This is a genomic window from Oryzihumus sp. (assembly GCF_036391795.1).
GTDB lineage: Bacteria > Actinomycetota > Actinomycetes > Actinomycetales > Dermatophilaceae > Oryzihumus.
Genome location: NZ_DASVZH010000210.1, coordinates 20843 through 37469, shown reverse-complemented (window position 1 = coordinate 37469; position 16627 = coordinate 20843). Strand labels below are relative to the sequence as shown.

Genomic DNA, 16627 nt, shown 5'->3' with positions numbered 1-16627 from the left:
GGCCAGGGCAGCGCGCGGCAGCAGCCCGGCCGACCGGACCTGCCGGCGCCGGGCCGGACCCGGGCCCTGCCCGGTCCCACCAGCCACCCCACCACCGCACCGGCGGCCGCCGGCGCGCTCGACCTGAGAATGTGAGGCACCCCAGATGACCGACGCCATCGGCGCGACCGGTGCGTATGCCGCCGCGGCTGCCGCCGGGAGCACCTCGAGCTCGGGCACGTCCGCGACCGGCTTCAACGCCATGGGCAGCGACGCGTTCCTCAAGCTGCTCGTGGCCCAGCTGAAGTACCAGGACCCCAGCCACCCGGCGGACGGCACCCAGATGCTGGGTCAGTCCGCGCAGTTCCAGATGGTCGAGAAGCTCCAGCAGATGGCCGACCAGAACACCCAGCTGCTCGCCGAGCAGCAGACGCTCGCCTCGGTCGGCCTCGTCGGCCGGACGGTGGCGTACGCGGACGGCGGTCACGCCGCCAGCGGGGTCGTCACCTCCGTCCGCTTCAGCAGTGGTGGGCCGGTGCTCACCATCGGCTCCACCGAGGTGCCGCTCACCGCGGTCACCGAGGTCCGCTCGTCCTGACCAGCCCGCCCACCACCCACTGACCTCCCGCTTTCCACCCGCCGACAGGGACGTTTCCCGGGGTATGAGACCCCTCGAAACCCGAGGAACGTCCCTCTCGGCGCCAGAAGACAAGGACACCGACCATGCTTCGTTCGCTCTTCTCGGCCGTCTCCGGCCTGCGCGGCCACCAGACCATGATGGACGTCATCGGCAACAACATCGCCAACATCAACACCGCCGGCTACAAGAGCAGCCAGGTGGTCTTCGAGGACACGCTGAGCCAGGCCCTCAAGGCCGCCGGCTCCCCCCAGGGCACCAGCGGCGGCACCAACCCGGCCCAGGTCGGCCTCGGCGTGCGCGTCGGCGGCATCACGACCAACTTCTCCCAGGGCGCCACCCAGATGACCGGCCGCTCGACCGACATCACGCTGCAGGGCGACGGCTTCTTCGTCGTCAAGCAGGACGGCCAGACGCTGTACTCCCGCGCTGGCGCCTTCTCCTTCGACGCGCTCGGTAACCTGGTCAACCCCGACGGCGCGATCGTCCAGGGCTGGCCGGCCGACTCGCAGGGCACCATCAACACCAACGCCGCGACGACCGGCCTGAAGCTGCCGATCGGCCAGATCAAGAACCCGCAGGAGACCCAGCAGATGCACGTCGGCGGCAACCTGCCCTCCGACGCCGCGGTCGGGGACAAGCTGGTCAGCTCGATGGACATCTTCGACAGCCAGGGCAAGGCGATCTCCGCGACGTTCACCTACACCAAGACCGCCACCAACTCCTGGTCCCTCGACGTCTCCGTGCCGAACGCCACCACCGGTGCGGCCACGAGCGTCGCCACCCAGGCCCTGACGTGGGACCCGGCCACCAGCACCTTCACCCCTGGCCAGGGCACCCCGGTGGCGGTGGCCAAGGCCGGCCTCAACACGGCGGGCTACACTTTCACGCAGGACGTCTCGCTCGGTCTGGGCACCACCTCCAACCCGCTGACCCAGTTCGCCTCTGCCAACACGGTCTCCGCCCTCGACCAGGACGGCTCGGCCCTCGGCAGCCTGCAGACCTTCACCCTCTCGCCCGACGGGACCCTGCTGGGCATCTTCAGCAACGGGCAGAAGCAGGCCCTGGGCCGCGTCGCCGTCGCCAACTTCAACAACCCGCCCGGCCTGGAGAAGGTCGGCGGGTCGCTCTACCGCGACACCTCCAACTCCGGCACCCCCGCCGTGGGCACCGCCGGCTCCGGTGGCCGCGGCACCCTGGCCAGCGGCGCCCTGGAGATGAGCAACGTCGACCTCGCGCAGGAGTTCACCAACCTCGTCGTCGCCCAGCGTGGCTTCCAGGCCAACTCCCGCGTGGTCACCGCCTCCGACGAGATCCTGCAGGACCTGGTCAACATGAAGCACTGACGCCCGGGGCCATCCCCGAGTGCTGTCCGGACGCCGAGGTCGTGCCCACGACCTCGGCGTCCGGCGTGTCGTCGGTCAGAGCCGGTCGAGGGCGTGCAGGCGCCCCTCGAGCGCCTCCAGCTCGACCTCGTCGGCGCCGGCCGCGGCGGCACGGGCCCACGCCCGTTCAGCGGTGCGGCGGGCGCGTTCCTGCCGCCGGCGCCACGGGCCCCAGGAGCACAGGTCGCATGAACACAGCCGGACCCGGTTCCAGTCGAGGAAGACGCGGCAGCGGTGGGTGCGCGGGCTCAGGTCGGCGGGGTCGAACGGGGCGGTGGGCAGGTCGCAGGGACCGGCGACGTGGTGGTGCTCCTGACGGACGAGGTCGGGGTGGTCGTTCATCCAGACCCACGCGGGGCGATGGGCATCGGTGCGGGACACGGGGCCTCCAGGGCTGGGCCCGGCTCCGGGTGCCTGCGCCGCCGTCGCACGCGGGCGGCCTAAGGAGTGCGGGCCCGGTGCCGATAGGCACCTGTGCGGGACCACGGACGGTCCCGCGTGTCACTGCCCACGGATGGACGACGCCATGATCATGGTCACCCGACGCAACGGGAGCGCCTTCGCCCTCAACCCCGACCTCATCGAGCGGGTTGAGGCGACCCCGGACACCGTGATCACGCTCGTCGGCGGCACGAAGTACGTCGTGGCCGAGAGCGTGGGCGAGATCATCGAGCAGGTGCGCGAGTTCCGCGCCGCCATCCTGGCCTCCGCGGGCCGGGCCACTCCGGAGCAGGGGCGACCGGGCCACCTCCGCCCGGTCACGGACCTGGAGCGCTGAGGTGGAGCTCGGCACGGTCGGTGGCATCGTCGCGATCTTCGTCGCGGTCATCGGCTCGATGGTCATGGAGGGCGGCAACCCCGGCTCCCTGATCATGATCCCGGCCATGCTGCTCGTCTTCCTCGGCACCTTCGGCGCCGCGATGGCGGGCAACACCCTCAAGGACCTCTCCGTCGTCGTGGCCCAGACCCGGAAGGCGTTCACCGCCAAGGTCCCCGACGGCCAGGACGTCGTCGACACCATCGTCGGCATGGCCGACCGCGCGCGGCGGGAAGGCCTGCTGGCGCTGGAGGACATGGCCCGCGACGTCGAGGACCCGCTGCTCAAGCGCGGCATCGAGATGACCGTCGACGGGACCGACGGCGACGAGATCGCCGACATCCTCGAGGCCGAGGTGGCCAGCAAGCGCGCAGCCGACAAGGTCGGCGTGAAGTTCTTCGCCGACATGGGTGGCTACGCGCCGACCCTGGGCATCATCGGCACCGTCATGGGCCTGGTGCACGTCCTGGAGAACCTCTCGGACCCCTCCAAACTCGGCCACCTCATCGCCGGGGCGTTCGTGGCCACCCTGTGGGGCGTGCTCACCGCCAACGCGCTGTGGCTGCCGCTGTCCAACAAGCTCAAGCGGCTCAGCGAGCTCGAGGCCGCGCACATGGAGATGCTCATCGAGGGCGTCCTCGCCGTGCAGTCCGGCACGAACCCCCGCCTGGTCGAGAAGAAGCTCCGTTCGATCCTGCCCGTCGTGCCGCCCAAGGGTGACAAGGCGGTCAAGGGCGTGGCACCCGTGAAGGAGGCGGCCTGATGGCTCGCCGCCGCACACGCCACGGCGCCCACGAGGAGGCGCACGAGAACCACGAGCGGTGGCTGCTGACCTACGCCGACATGATCACCCTGCTCATGGTGCTGTTCATCGTGCTCTTCGCGATCGGCGAGACCAACCAGGGCAAGTTCAACAAGCTGCACGACGGCCTGGCCGCCTCGTTCGGCACCCCGACGGTCGTCGACGGAGGGCAGGGCATCCTTCAGGGCAGCCAGAAGCAGGCTCCGGTCCCCGACGAGTCCCGCGAGGCCGAGGTCGCGCTGGCCCGGCAGCGGCAGCAGCAGCTGAGCGCGGCCCGGGAGCAGCAGCAGATGGACCGTATCCGCGCGCTGATCACCGCTGCCCTCGCGAAGAAGGGCCTCGCCGACGCGGTGCAGTTCAGCAGCGACGAGCGCGGCCTGACGGTCAACGTTGTCACCGACAGGGTGCTCTTCGACCTCGGCCAGGCCGACCTGCGCGCCGAAGGCCGCGACGTGCTCGACGCCATCGCGCCGGCGCTCAAGGGGCTGCCCAACCACGTGACCGTCGAGGGGCACACCGACAACGCGCCGATCAGCAGCGCGCGGTTCGCCTCCAACTGGGAGCTGTCCACCGAGCGCGCGACCACGGTCCTGCGCTACCTGCTCGGCCACGGCCTGGCGCCCAGCCGCTCCTCGGCAGCCGGCTACGCCGACCAGCGCCCCCTCGTCGCCAACGACACCACCGGGCACCGCGCCCGCAACCGCCGCGTGGCGATCGTGGTGATGTCCATGACCTCCCAGACCCCGGGGCAGGACCCGTTCCCGTCGGTCGCCACCCCCGTCCCCGGAGCCTGACGTGCCCCAGTCCACCGCCGCCCTGCACGAGAACCACGGCGCCGCCGCGGCCACCGAGGCGCCGGCCCCGAAGAAGTCACGCAAGCGGGTCGTCCTTGCCGTCGTGGCCGTGGTGCTGCTCGCCGCCGGCGCCGTCGTCGCCATGAAGCTGCCCGCCGCTCCCGCGGCCAAGGTGCCCGACCCGGCCACGGTGCCCGGCACCATCGAGAAGATCGACTCGATGACGGTCAACCTCGCCGACGGGCGCTACCTCAAGGTCGGGGTGGCCCTCCAGCTGAGCAAGAAGGCCTCGCCGTCGACGGTGACGGACGGCTCCTCCCCGGTGGTGACGTTCGACCCGGCCCGGGCCCAGGACGCGGTCATCACGGTCTTCGGCCGCCGCACGTACGGGCAGCTGCTCGCCGCCGGGGGGCGCGAGAACGCCCAGGCGGCGCTGCTCAAGGAGGTCAACAAGCGCTACAGCGGTGGGGTGCTGGGGGTGTACTTCACGGAGTTCCTCATGCAGTGACCCTGCTCCGCGGAGGGTCGCGTTGACAGACCTCCACCGACTTCCTCAGGTTGTGCCCGTTTCGGCCGATCTGTGACTTTGTGATGCCCTCGTCGGACGCCTACGACTTCCGCCGCCCCAACCGGTTCAGCCGTGAGCACGTGCGGGCGCTGCAGATCGTCAACGAGACGTTCGCGCGCCAGCTCGCCACGGTGCTCTCGACGACCCTGCGGGTGGTCTCCCAGGCCAGCGTCACCTCCGTGGGCCAGACGACGTACGACGAGTACGTCGCCTCCGTGCCCAACCCCTCCCTGCTCGCGGTGCTCTCCTTCGACGAGCTGCCGGGACAGGGGGTCTTCCAGCTGCCGATGGACATCGTCATGGGTGTCGTCGACCGGCTCCTCGGCGGTCCCGGCGGCGGCAACCAGCCCTCCCGGGCCCTGTCCGACATCGAGACCGGCCTGGTCCGCCGGCTCGTCCAGCGCATCGTCCTGGAGCTGACCTACTCCTTCGAGTCCCTCGACCTCGTGGTCCACCCCAAGGTGGTCAACCTCGAGTCCGACGCGCAGTTCATGCAGCTGGCCCCGCCCGCGGAGCCAGTCATCCTCTCCCGCTTCGACATCCGCATCGGTGACCAGCAGGCGGTCGCCACGCTGTGCCTGCCGTTCGCCACGCTCCAGCCCGCGCTGGACAAGGTCGGCGCGCGGACGAGCACGCCACGCACCGGTGCGGACAGCCTCGCGGCCCGGCAGGTCGAGCAACGGCTGTATGCCGTGCCGGTCGAGGTCACTGTCGCGTTCCGCGAGGTCAGCCTGACCTCCTCGGAGGTCCTCGCGCTGGCCGTGGGCGACGTCCTGCCGCTGCGTCATCCCGTCGCGGAGCCGCTCGGCGTCTCGGCCGACGGCATCCGGGTCGCGGCCGCGGTGCCGGGCAGCCAGGGCCAGCGCCTGGCCTGCCAGGTCGTGCCCGGCTGACCCTCGGGCACACCCGCCCCACACCCGTCCCACTCCCTCCATCCCCGCCCCTCCCCAAGGACCACCGTGACTGCCATCGCCTCCCCCCTGGACACCACCGCGCTGCAGACCGCCGCCCAGAGCATCGCCGCCCGCATCCCCGCCGCCGGCGCGCTCGAGGCCCGGGTGCTCAACGCCCTCGAGCGGGGCACCTTCACCCAGGGCGCCGGCGCCGTAGCCCTCGCGGTCCGAGTCTCCGGCCCGGTCCAGGGGGACGTCGCGCTCATCGTCGGCCCCGAGGCCGCGGCCGCGCTGGCCGGTGGCCCCGCAGGGGCGACGGGCACCCTGGCCACGTGGGAGTCCGCCCTCGAGGACGTCGTGTCGGCGCTCGGGGCCCGCGTCGGCGCGCTGCAGGCGGAGGCCTTCCGCGAGGTCGATGCCGCCACCGTGGTGCGCGTGGGCGTCGGTGAGCTGCAGCAGGTGGCCGGCCTGTTCGACGGCACCACCCTGGTCGCGGCGATCGTCGTCACCGCGGACGCGGGGGCCACGCAGGCGCCGGCCGCGCCGGTCCAGGCCGCCACCTTCCAGCCCCTCGCGGGCGCCAGCGCCCCGGTCGTCGACCCGCGCCGCCTGCAGCTGCTGCGCGACGTCGTCATGGGCGTCAGCGTGGAGCTCGGACGGACCCGGATGACGGTGCGCGAGCTGCTGTCCCTGACTCCCGGGGCAATCGTCGAGCTCGACCGCGCGGCGGGCAGCCCGGTGGACCTGCTGGTCAACGGCACCCTGATGGCCCGCGGCGAGGTGGTGGTGGTCGACGAGGAGTTCGCCGTCCGGGTCACCGAGATCCTCGCCCCCGACCTCGACGGCCGGTTTGGGGCATGAGCGACGGCTCGGCCGCGGCCACGCTCGTGCGGCTGGCCTTCTCCCTGGCGCTGGTGCTCGGCCTGATGGTCCTGGCGGCGCGGCTGCTGCGCCGGCGCCAGCTCGGGCTCGGCGGCGCGCGCCCGCGCCCCCAGCTGCCGCTGCAGGTCCTGGCCCGCCACGGCCTGAGCCGCACCGCCTCGGTCTCGGTGGTCCAGGTGGGCGAGCACGTGCTCGTCCTGGGGGTCACCGAGAGCTCGGTGGAGGTCCTGCGCGAGCTGGACCCCGGGGAGCTGTCGTATGCCGCGCCGGAGCCGGCCCTGCCCGGGCTCACCTCGGGGCTCACGTCCGGGCTCACCTCTGGGCTCACCACGACGCTCCAGTCGGGCCTGGCCTCGGGCCTGGCCGCCGGGTTGCGTCAGCGTCGACCCGTCGGCGCCGACAGCGATGACGGCGTCGCGGGCGAGCGCCCCCGCAGCCAGTGGTCCGCGCCGGGCCTGGACTTCGGCGTGATGCTGGAGTCGCTGCGCGAGAAGACGACCCGTCGTGGCTGAGCCGCAGTCCCCGGCACGCACCGCGCGGCAGGACCCCACCCGGACGCGCGGGGCCAAGCCCCTGGTCGTGCTCCTGTTCCTCCTGGCCGCGCTGTTCGTGCCGGTCTCGACGGCCGCGACCGCGCACGCCGCACCCCGGGCCGTCGCCGCCCATCCCGCCGTGACGGCCCTCGGTGCGCTGCCGGCGACGCCCACCCCCAGCCCGGGCAAGGGCAGCGGCAACGTCTCGGTCAAGGTCGACCCGGTCGGCGGCAAGCCCAGCCAGACGGTGAGCATCATTCTGCTGCTCACCGTGCTCTCGGTGGCCCCGGCCCTGCTGGTGCTGACGACCTCGTTCACCAAGGTCATCGTGGTCCTGTCGCTGACCCGGAATGCGCTGGGTACCCCGACCATCCCGCCGAACCAGGTGCTCGCCGGGCTTGCGCTGTTCCTCAGCCTGTTCATCATGGCGCCGGTGCTGGGCCAGATGAACGCGAAGGGCGTCCAGCCCTACCTGGCCGGGAGGATCACCCAGCAGCAGGCCTACGAGCGCGCCTCCGCCCCGCTGCACGACTTCATGATCCGGCAGACCCGCAAGGACGAGCTGGCGACGATGGTAAAGCTGAGCAAGGAACAGGCCCCCGCGAAGCCGGCGGACGTGCCGATGACCACGCTCATCCCGGCGTTCGTCCTCTCGGAGCTGAAGTCGGCGTTCATCATCGGCTTCGTCATCTTCATCCCGTTCCTGGTGATCGACCTCGTCGTGAGCTCGTCCCTGATGTCGATGGGGATGATGATGCTGCCGCCGGTGCTGATCTCGTTGCCGTTCAAGCTGTTGCTGTTCGTCATGGTCGACGGCTGGGACATGGTCGCCAAGTCGCTCGTCACGAGCTACCACTGACGGTGAGGAGGGACCGGTCATGACCGACAGCGCCGTGGTGCACCTGGCCGTGGAGGCGATGATCATCGCGATGAAGCTCGCCGCGCCGATCCTCATCGTCAGCCTCGCCATCGGCTTCGGCATCTCGCTGATGCAGTCGGTGACCCAGATCCAGGAGGTCACGCTCAGCTTCGTGCCCAAGCTGCTCGGCGTGGCCCTCGTCATCCTGGTCACCGGCCACTGGATGCTCGGCGAGGTCGTCGACTTCACGCGCCAGCTCTTCGACACGCTGCCGCAGCTGCTGAGCGGCTGATGGACTTCGCCGTCCCCACGGCCACCCTGCTCGCGGTCCTGCTCGCCACCGTCCGCGCCAGCGCGTGGCTCGCCGTGGCCCCGCCGTTCAACACACGCGCCATCCCGACGACGGTCAAGGTGGCCCTGGCGTTCGCCCTGGCCCTGCCGGTCGGCCCGCGGCTGTCCGGGCAGGCGCCGCCGCTGGAGCTGTTCCCGCTGATCGGGGCCGTCCTGTTCCAGGTGGCGGTCGGCCTCACCCTGGGCTTCCTGGCCCAGCTGCTCTTCTCCGCGGTGCAGGCCGCCGGCGAGCTCATCGACCTCGCCAGCGGCTTCACCGTGGCCAGCCTCTACGACCCGCTGTCCAACGTCACCAGCAGCATGTTCGGCCGGGTGCAGCAGCTGCTCGCCGTCACCCTGCTCTTCGCCACGGGCGGCCACCTGCTGCTGATCCGGGGCTTCCTGACCTCCTTCGAGGTGCTGCCGCTGCGGGTCGTCAGCATCGGCGCGCTGGCGGGCACGGTCACGAACAACGTGGGCCGCTTCTTCGTCGCCGCCCTCGAGATCGCCGCGCCCGTCGTGGTGGTGCTCTTCCTCGCCGAGCTCGCCCTCGGACTCGTCAGCCGCGCCGTGCCCTCCCTGAACGTGCTGGCGATGAGCTTCCCGCTGAAGATCCTGCTCACCCTCTCGGTGGCCGGGGTCGCGATCGGGCTGCTGCCCGGCGCCGTCAGCGCCCTGCTGGACCGGATCACCACCGACGTGGCCGCCGCTCTGAGGATCCTGGGCGCGGCATGAGCGACAAGTCTCAGAAGACCGAGAAGCCCACCCCGCAACGCCGCCGGGAGGCAGTGAAGGAGGGGCGGATCGCCCGCTCAGCCGACGTCTCGGCGTGGCTCACCGTGCTCGCGGTGAGCTTCCTCGCCCCGGTGACCGTCCGGCATACCCGCGAGCTGTTCACCACGCTCATGGGGCAGGTGCAGGAGGTCATCGCCGACCCCCAGCCGCAGCGGGCCACCGAGCTGATGAGCGGGGCGGTGACCGGCATGCTCGGGGCGCTCGCGCCGCTGCTGTTCGGCACCGTCGTCGTCGCGCTCGTGGGCAACATCGCCCAGGGCGGGTTGCGGGTGTCGGGCAAGCGGTTCAAGCCCAAGTGGGAGCACCTCAACGTCGCCAAGGGCGTCAAGCGCATGGTCGGCGCCCAGGCGGCCTGGACGCTGGCCAAGACGCTGCTGAAGTTCGGCCTGCTCGGGGTGGTCGCGTGGATGCTCCTGAAGGGCGTCGTCGCGCAGTTCACCGGCACGGCCTGGTCGCTGTCCTCGGCGATGCTCGGGGCGGTCGACGCGGCCCAGCACCTGCTGCGGGTGGTCGCCGTCGTCGGCCTGGTCATCGCGGCCGCCGACTACCTCATCGAGCGCCGCCGGGTCGAGAAGTCGATGATGATGAGCCGCGAGGAGATCAAGCGCGAGGCCCGCCAGTCCGAGGGCGACCCGCACCAGAAGGGCGCCCGGCTCAGCCGGCAGCGCGAGCTCAGCCGCAACCGGATGATCACCAACGTCCGCGACGCCGACGTGGTGATGGTCAACCCCACGCACGTGGCCGTGGCGCTGAAGTACGAGAGCGGCAGCGGCGCCCCGAGGGTGGTCGCCAAGGGGGCCGGCGCGGTGGCCGCACGGATCCGGGAGGAGGCCGCCACGCACCGGCTGCCGATGGTCGAGGACGTGCCGCTCGCGCGGGCCCTGTATGCCGCGTGCGAGGTGGGGGAGGAGATCCCCGTCGCGCTCTACGACGCGGTGGCCCGGGTGCTGGCGTTCGTCATGTCCCTGCGCCTGCGCGGCACCGCCGTGGGCGTGCACCGCAGCCCCGTGCCCCGCGGCCTGGTGCCCACGCCCTGATCCTCAGGTCGGGGCCGGCCGTGCCGATAGGGCCACGCCAGGACGGCACCCGGAGCAGCCACGGATGGTTGACCCCGATCCCGTGAGGTCCCGTGAAGTCCAGCCGCGTCGGTCAGATCGGCATCCCCGCAGCGATCATCTCCATCGTCGTCATGATGGTGGTCCCGCTGCCCACGATGCTGCTCGACCTGCTCCTCGCCGTGAACATCACCGGCGCCGTCCTGATCCTGCTCGTGAGCCTCTACGTGACCAGGCCGCTGGACTTCGCGGTGTTCCCGTCGCTGCTGCTGATCATGACGATGTTCCGGCTGGCGCTGAACGTCAGCGCCACCCGTCTGGTGCTGCTCAACGGCTTCGCCGGCAAGGTGATCGAGTCCTTCGGCCACTTCGTGGTGGGTGGCTCGATCGTCGTCGGCCTGGTCATCTTCGTCATCCTCATCGTCATCCAGTTCGTCGTCATCACCAACGGTGCGGGCCGCGTGGCGGAGGTCGCGGCGCGGTTCACCCTCGACGCGATGCCCGGCAAGCAGATGGCGATCGACGCCGACCTCAACTCCGGCCTGATCGACGAGGACGAGGCGCGGCGGCGTCGCGCGGAGGTCTCCCAGGAGGCCGACTTCTACGGCGCGATGGACGGTGCGTCCAAGTTCGTCAAGGGCGACGCGATCGCGGCCATCGTGATCACCGTGGTCAACCTGCTCGGCGGCTTCATCGTCGGCGTCGTGCAGCGGCACCAGTCGATGAGCGAGGCCATCTCGACCTACAGCCTGCTCTCCGTCGGTGACGGTCTGGTCTCGCAGATCCCCGCGCTGCTCATCTCGATCTCGACCGGCCTCATCGTCACCCGGGCGACCACCGAGCGGGACATGGGCAGCGACCTGCTGCACCAGTTCGGCCAGCAGCGCCGGGCCCTGCAGGTCGCCGGCTCGGCGATCCTGTTCCTGGCGCTCATCCCCGGCCTGCCCAAGCTGCCGTTCATGCTGGTCGGCGGCTCGGTCCTGCTGGTGGCCCAGCGCCTGCCCAAGCAGTCCACCGGTGAGCCCACGCCGGCCGAGACCGAGGCGGCGGCCGCCGCTGCGTCCGGCCCCTCGCCGGACAGCCCGGAGGCCATCGCCCACGACATGCGGGTCGAGCCGCTGGAGCTCGAGCTCGCCTACGACCTGATCGACCTGGTCGACTCCTCCGTCGGCGGCGACCTGCTCGACCGGGTCAAGGCGCTGCGGCGCAAGCTGGCCCTCGAGCTCGGCATCGTCATCCCGCTGGTGCGCACGCGGGACAACCTCGACCTGCCGCCGCGCACCTACGCGATCAGGCTGCACGGCGTCGAGGTCGCCCGCGGCGAGGCCCCGGCGGGGATGATCCTGGCCATCGGCGACGACCTGACTGCCCTGCCCGGCACGGTCACCCAGGAGCCGGTCTTCGGCCTGGACGCCAAGTGGGTGCCGGCCGAGCTGCGCCGCCACCCCGGCCTGGCCAGCGCCACCGTCGTCGACCGCTCCTCGGTCGTGACGACGCACCTGGCCGAGATCGTGCGCACCCACGCCCACCAGCTGCTCGGCCGCGAGGACGTCAAGGCGCTGGTCGACATGGTCAAGGCCACGCACCCGGTCGTCGTCGAGGAGCTCACCCCGACCCCGCTGACGCTGGGGGAGGTGCAGCGTGCCCTGCAGGCGCTGCTCGCCGAGCGGATCTGCATCCGCGACCTGGTCCGCATCTTCGAGGCCCTGTCCGCGCGCGGCCGGGTCAGCACCGACCCCGACGGCCTGGCCGAGGCGGCGCGCACCGCGCTGGGCCCGGCGATCGCCGCCGCGCACGCCGTCGACGGCAAACTGCCGGTCATCACCCTCGACCCGCTGCTGGAGCAGAACCTGCTGGAGTCGCTGCGCTCGGGGGAGAACGGCGGCTTCCTCATGCTCGACCCCCTGTATGCCGAGCGGCTGGTCCTCGAGGCGGCCCGCCTCGCCGAGGCGGCCGAGCAGCGCGGCGACGCACCGGTCCTGGTCTGCGCCGCGCCGCTGCGCCTGCCGGTCCGCCGCCTGCTGGAGGCGGCCGCGCCGCGGCTGCCGGTCCTGGCCTACCCCGAGCTGGGCGGGTCGCTCACCCTGACCACGGTCGGCGTGGTCGAGGTCGCCCATGCGCCGGCAGCTTGAGGGGCCGCACCTGCCCACGCTGGTGGAGCGGGTGCGTGCCGAGTACGGCGACAGCGCGAGGATCGTCTCCGCCGAGCGGGTCCGCCGCGGCGGGGTCGGCGGGTTCTTCGCCCGGGAGCGGTTCCACCTCGTGGTCGAGGTGACGCCCCGCCCCGGTCAGGTGGAGGTCCGCTCGGGGGTCGCCCCCGACGGCACGGTCTCCGGTCCGGTGCTCGCCCCGCCCGCACCGGCCACCTCGCTGCTGGAGCTGGCCGACCGGGTCAGCGCCCAGGAGGACGCCCTTCGGGCCGGTGCGGCGCCGTCGCCGGAGGTGTCCACCGAGAGCCAGGCCTTCGCCGACGTCCTGGCCCGGCTGCAGGACACCGTGGCGGAGGCGTCGGTCCCCGTCCCGCGGGCCGCGCCACGGGTCCTCCCCGGCCGGACCGGCCGGGCCGAGGCGCTGGGCATCCCGCCGACCGTGCTGGTCGGGGCCCATGACCCGGTCGTGCGCTACCGGCGGCTCGCGGCCTGGCTGGAGACCTTCCCTGCGCCGCCGCTTCCGGCCCACGCGCCCGGCCAGGTGCTGGCCCTCGCCGGCGAGCTGCCGGCCGCCCTGCGCGTGGCCGGCGTCCTGGCCCGGGAGATCGGGGCAGCCCCGTGGGACGTCTTCGTCGTCACGCCCTCGCCGTCGTCGGTGCAGGGCGTCCCCCTCGCCCGGGTCTTCGGTGACCCGGCGGCCGTGGCCGCGCAGCGCCGCGGCTGGGGGCAGGGGCGTCCGAGCAAGGTGGTCGTCGTCGACGCCCCGATGCTGCCGGACCTGCGCGGCTGGGCGCCCGGCGTGCTCGCCGCGCTGGCGCCGACCCTGACCTGGGGCGTGGTGCACGCCTCGAGCAAGCCCGGGGATGTCGCCCGCTGGGCCGCGCGCCTCGGCCAGGTCGACGCCCTGGCCCTGGAGCACGTCGCGGCCACGGCCGACCCCGCCTCGGTGCTCACCCAGTGCCCGGTCCCGGTCGGGCTGCTCGACGGTCGCCGCGCCACGGTCGAGGTGTGGGCCGACCTGCTCACCGCACGGTTGGAGGCAGAACGATGAGCCGCAAGGGCAAGGCCGCCGACGCCGGCCCGGGGGCGGGTGCGCGCAAGGTCGGCGCCGCACCGCCGCGGGAGGCCGTGACGATCGCGCTGCTGCTGGTCCTGCCGGCCGAGCTGCTGCTGGTCGACGGCAACCTGTCGGTGCCGCAGCTGGTGGCCCGCGTGGCCGGGGCGCTGGCCCTGACCTGGCTGGCCGCGTCGGTCATCGGCAGCACGGTCCGCTCGGCCCGGCGATCCCTGGCCCGGGACCGGGCCGAGGCCGCCGCGGAGGAGGCACGCGCCCGGAGGGAGGAGCGCGAGGCGCGCAAGGCCGCCAGGGCGGCCGCGGCTGAGGCGGAGGAGCCGGGCGCCGAACCGACCGGTGCGGAGCTGGGCGGTGCGGAGGTGGGCGGCGCGGCATACGGCCGGGTCGGGGAATGAGTTGACCTCCCGCCGCGTTCGGTAGATAGTTGAATCAGAAACTATCTGAGGAGCGTCTCGTGCCTGCTGTGTCTGTGTCCGACCTGACCGTCCTGCCCCGCGTGCCGGCGCTGTCCCCGGTCGCGACCCAGCGCCCCGTGGTGTCCATCACCAGCGCGCCGTCGTCGTTCGAGGGCGAGGGCTTCCCGGTCAAGCGCGCCTTCGCCGGCGTCGACCTGCGCCTCCTCGACCCGTTCATCCACATGGACGAGATGGGTGAGGTCGACTACGCACCGGGCGAGCCCAAGGGCACCCCGTGGCACCCGCACCGGGGGTTCGAGACGGTGACCTACATCATCGACGGGATCTTCGACCACCAGGACTCCTTCGGTGGCGGCGGCACCATCACCAACGGCGACACCCAGTGGATGACCGCCGGCTCGGGGATCCTGCACATCGAGGCCCCGCCGGAGCACCTCGTCGTCAGCGGTGGACTGTTCCACGGGTTCCAGCTGTGGGTGAACCTGCCGAAGTCCGACAAGCTGCAGGCGCCGCGCTACCAGGACCTGCGCTCCGGCGAGGTCGCGCTGGTCAGCTCGGCCGACGGCGGTGCGCTGCTGCGCGTCATCGCCGGTGACGTCGCGGGCATCGCCGGCCCGGGCTCCACGCACACCCCGATGACGATGATCCACACCACGATCCACCCCGGCGCCGAGCTCGAGCTGCCGTGGCGCGAGGACTTCAACGCCCTCGTCTACGTCATGGGCGGCAACGGCTTCGTCGGGCCGGGCCAGTCGCCGATCGGCACCGGCCAGCTGGCCGTCATGGGCAAGGGCTCGGGGCTGCGGCTCTCGGCCGCGCAGACCCAGGAGGCTCGCTATGCCGGTGGCGTCGAGGCGCTGATCCTCGGCGGTGCGCCGATCCGCGAGCCCATCGCCTGGGCCGGTCCGTTCGTCATGAACACCCGCGCCGAGCTGGTGCAGGCGTTCGAGGACCACAACGCCGGCCGCCTCGGCCAGCCCGTCCCGCACGGCGACGTGGGCGGCACCGCCTGACCCAGCCACCCGACATACCTCGGTCGCCCTTCTCGTCCGAACGCACCAAATCCGTCGTTTCTGCCCCGTCCGGGCTGCGAAACGACGGATTTGCTGCGTTCGGTGGGGCTTTCGGTATCCCCGGCTGCTCGCCTCAGTCGGCGAGGCTCGCCTCCCAGCGCTGCTCGATCCGGCCGAAGCGCCACACCGCCAGGGCCAGCGCCCACGTCGCGACGAACAGCCCGACGATCCAGAAGCCGACGTCGTTGAGGTTGATCGCGGCAACGGCTGCCAGCGGGCCCGTGGTGATGCCGAGCTTCTCGGCGAGTAGGCCGACCAGCTCGATGACGCCGATGACCAGCGCGACCGCGACGGACAGCGCCGTGACGGTGATGTTGTAGTAGATCTTGCGCACCGGCCTGGAGAACGCCCAGCCGTAGGCGAAGTTCATGAACGAGCCGTCGATGGTGTCCAGCAGCGACATGCCCGCGGCGAAGAGCACCGGCAGGGTGAGGATCGCCCACCACGGCAGGCTGGCCGCCGCGGCACCGCCGGCGACGACGAGCAGCCCGACCTCGGTGACGGTGTCGAAGCCGAGGCCGAACAGGAACCCGGTGGGGTACATGTGCCACGGCTTGCTCACGGCGCGGGTGACGCGGCCCAGGATGCGGTTGAGGAAGCCGCGGTTGTTGAGGTGCTGCTCGAGCGCCGCCTCGTCGAAGTGGCCCTGCCGCATCCGGCGGAACACCTTGAGGATGCCCACGAGCGCCGCGAGGTTGACCAGGCCGATCGCGATGAGGAAGACGCCGGAGACCGACGTGCCCCAGACGCCGGTCGCCTGCTGCAGCGAGGACTGGTCGTTGCTCAGCTGGCCGGCCAGTGCCCGGATCCCGAAGGCGAGCAGCGCCACCATGACGAAGACCACCGAGCTGTGCCCGAGGCTGAACCAGAAGCCCACGCTCATCGGGCGCCTGCCCTCGGCCATGAGCTTGCGGGTGGTGTTGTCGATGGCCGCGATGTGGTCGGCGTCGAACGCGTGCCGCATGCCCAGGGTGTAGGCGGTCACGCCCAGGCCGATCCCGAACAGCTGGCCGCCCACGTGGTAGTGCGCCGGGCCGACCAGCCCGATCAGCACGCCCCAGCCGACCAGGTGCAGCGCCGCGATGAACGCCGCCATGCCCCACAGGCTGCGCCGCTCCGCCGGGCCCAGGCCCCACCGGCCGCGCGGTGCGGCGTCGCCGGTCTGAGGCGGGGGCGCGGCGGTGACGGTCATGGGTCCGAGACTAAGGAGCCGCCCGGCGTTGTTGCAACTCCCTCGCAATAAGCGCCGTCTCCGTGGCCTGCGCTCATGGCCCGACATCCCCAGGGGAGGATTTGCGATACGCAACGTAGCGAATCTATTCTGGACGCGTCCCCACGGTGCCGCGCCGCACCCCTGCGCCGGCGCCACCGACTCCCCACCAGGAGACGACATGACCACCCGCGTTCTTCGCCGCCAGCAGCCCCGCACCTACCCGTACGACGCGGAGCACCGCCCGGAGTCGTACGCCGAGGTCCAGCGCGACGTCGGCTCGAGCCTCCTCCTGGGTGCGTTCGTGCTCATCGCCCTGATGACGCTGATCGTCCTCGGCCTCGTCTGAGTGCCGTGCCGGTGCGGCGCGCAGC

The 16627-nt window shown here is 72.2% G+C and carries 20 protein-coding genes; 18 read left to right on the top strand and 2 right to left on the bottom strand.

Going from position 1 to position 16627, the window contains the following annotated elements; all coding sequences use genetic code 11:
• Positions 1–145: 145 nt before the first annotated feature.
• Together VF825_RS13190 and VF825_RS13185 are read left to right on the top strand one after the other, a co-directional pair.
• The gene (locus VF825_RS13190) at positions 146–577 is read left to right on the top strand and encodes a flagellar hook assembly protein FlgD (protein ID WP_331114013.1); all 432 of its coding nucleotides are present in this window, start codon (positions 146–148) and stop codon (positions 575–577) included.
• Positions 578–702: 125 nt separating this feature from the next.
• Entirely contained in the window at positions 703–1962 is a 1260-nt protein-coding gene (locus VF825_RS13185) for a flagellar hook protein FlgE (protein ID WP_331114011.1), read from the top strand.
• Positions 1963–2037: 75 nt separating this feature from the next.
• Here the strand turns inward: VF825_RS13185 and VF825_RS13180 are convergent, their stop codons facing one another.
• A complete protein-coding gene (locus VF825_RS13180; RefSeq protein ID WP_331114009.1) occupies positions 2038–2382 on the bottom strand; it encodes a hypothetical protein in 345 nt (114 codons plus the stop codon).
• 133 nt (positions 2383–2515) lie between these two features.
• On the opposite strand from VF825_RS13180, the gene VF825_RS13175 reads away from it, so the two are divergent.
• The 15 genes from VF825_RS13175 (at position 2516) to VF825_RS13105 (ending at position 14983) form a co-directional block, all read left to right on the top strand.
• Positions 2516–2779: a flagellar FlbD family protein gene (locus VF825_RS13175; protein WP_331114007.1), complete on the top strand. Its 264-nt coding sequence runs from the start codon at positions 2516–2518 to the stop codon at positions 2777–2779.
• Between the two features lies 1 nt (position 2780).
• Entirely contained in the window at positions 2781–3581 is an 801-nt protein-coding gene (locus tag VF825_RS13170) for a flagellar motor protein (RefSeq protein ID WP_331114005.1), read from the top strand.
• Positions 3581–4414: an OmpA family protein gene (locus tag VF825_RS13165; RefSeq protein ID WP_331114003.1), complete on the top strand. Its 834-nt coding sequence runs from the start codon at positions 3581–3583 to the stop codon at positions 4412–4414. Before VF825_RS13170 ends, VF825_RS13165 begins: the two co-directional genes overlap by 1 nt.
• A 1-nt stretch (position 4415) precedes the next feature.
• Positions 4416–4922, top strand: coding sequence for a flagellar basal body-associated FliL family protein (locus VF825_RS13160; protein WP_331114001.1), 507 nt, complete (start codon positions 4416–4418; stop codon positions 4920–4922).
• Positions 4923–5005: 83 nt separating this feature from the next.
• Positions 5006–5875, top strand: a complete 870-nt coding sequence (gene fliM / locus VF825_RS13155; RefSeq protein WP_331113999.1) for a flagellar motor switch protein FliM — start codon at positions 5006–5008, stop codon at positions 5873–5875.
• A gap of 66 nt (positions 5876–5941) precedes the next feature.
• Positions 5942–6736 (top strand): flagellar motor switch protein FliN, encoded by a 795-nt coding sequence (gene fliN / locus VF825_RS13150; protein WP_331113997.1) that lies wholly within the window; start codon positions 5942–5944, stop codon positions 6734–6736.
• Positions 6733–7269, top strand: a complete 537-nt coding sequence (locus VF825_RS13145; protein ID WP_331113995.1) for a flagellar biosynthetic protein FliO — start codon at positions 6733–6735, stop codon at positions 7267–7269. The genes fliN and VF825_RS13145 overlap by 4 nt, the downstream gene beginning before the upstream one ends.
• A complete protein-coding gene (fliP, locus tag VF825_RS13140) occupies positions 7262–8149 on the top strand; it encodes a flagellar type III secretion system pore protein FliP (RefSeq protein WP_331113993.1) in 888 nt (295 codons plus the stop codon). The genes VF825_RS13145 and fliP overlap by 8 nt, the downstream gene beginning before the upstream one ends.
• Positions 8150–8168: 19 nt before the next feature.
• The gene (fliQ, locus tag VF825_RS13135; RefSeq protein ID WP_331113991.1) at positions 8169–8441 is read left to right on the top strand and encodes a flagellar biosynthesis protein FliQ; all 273 of its coding nucleotides are present in this window, start codon (positions 8169–8171) and stop codon (positions 8439–8441) included.
• Complete coding sequence (locus VF825_RS13130; protein WP_331113989.1) at positions 8441–9214, top strand: flagellar biosynthetic protein FliR; 774 nt, start codon at positions 8441–8443, stop codon at positions 9212–9214. Before fliQ ends, VF825_RS13130 begins: the two co-directional genes overlap by 1 nt.
• Positions 9211–10311, top strand: coding sequence for an EscU/YscU/HrcU family type III secretion system export apparatus switch protein (locus tag VF825_RS13125; RefSeq protein WP_331113987.1), 1101 nt, complete (start codon positions 9211–9213; stop codon positions 10309–10311). The genes VF825_RS13130 and VF825_RS13125 overlap by 4 nt, the downstream gene beginning before the upstream one ends.
• Before the next feature lie 92 nt (positions 10312–10403).
• Positions 10404–12461 carry a flagellar biosynthesis protein FlhA gene (gene flhA / locus VF825_RS13120; RefSeq protein WP_331113985.1) on the top strand — a complete coding sequence of 686 codons (2058 nt, stop codon included), beginning with the start codon at positions 10404–10406 and terminating at the stop codon, positions 12459–12461.
• A complete protein-coding gene (locus tag VF825_RS13115) occupies positions 12445–13530 on the top strand; it encodes a hypothetical protein (protein WP_331113982.1) in 1086 nt (361 codons plus the stop codon). Before flhA ends, VF825_RS13115 begins: the two co-directional genes overlap by 17 nt.
• Positions 13527–13949, top strand: a complete 423-nt coding sequence (locus tag VF825_RS13110; RefSeq protein ID WP_331113980.1) for a hypothetical protein — start codon at positions 13527–13529, stop codon at positions 13947–13949. The genes VF825_RS13115 and VF825_RS13110 overlap by 4 nt, the downstream gene beginning before the upstream one ends.
• Positions 13950–14008: 59 nt before the next feature.
• Complete coding sequence (locus VF825_RS13105) at positions 14009–14983, top strand: pirin family protein (protein WP_331113978.1); 975 nt, start codon at positions 14009–14011, stop codon at positions 14981–14983.
• A gap of 133 nt (positions 14984–15116) precedes the next feature.
• On the opposite strand, the gene VF825_RS13100 is transcribed toward VF825_RS13105, so the two are convergent.
• Positions 15117–16235 carry a HoxN/HupN/NixA family nickel/cobalt transporter gene (locus VF825_RS13100; RefSeq protein WP_331113976.1) on the bottom strand — a complete coding sequence of 373 codons (1119 nt, stop codon included), beginning with the start codon at positions 16233–16235 and terminating at the stop codon, positions 15117–15119.
• 199 nt (positions 16236–16434) lie between these two features.
• On the opposite strand from VF825_RS13100, the gene VF825_RS13095 reads away from it, so the two are divergent.
• Positions 16435–16602 carry a hypothetical protein gene (locus tag VF825_RS13095; RefSeq protein ID WP_331113974.1) on the top strand — a complete coding sequence of 56 codons (168 nt, stop codon included), beginning with the start codon at positions 16435–16437 and terminating at the stop codon, positions 16600–16602.
• Positions 16603–16627: the final 25 nt, after the last annotated feature.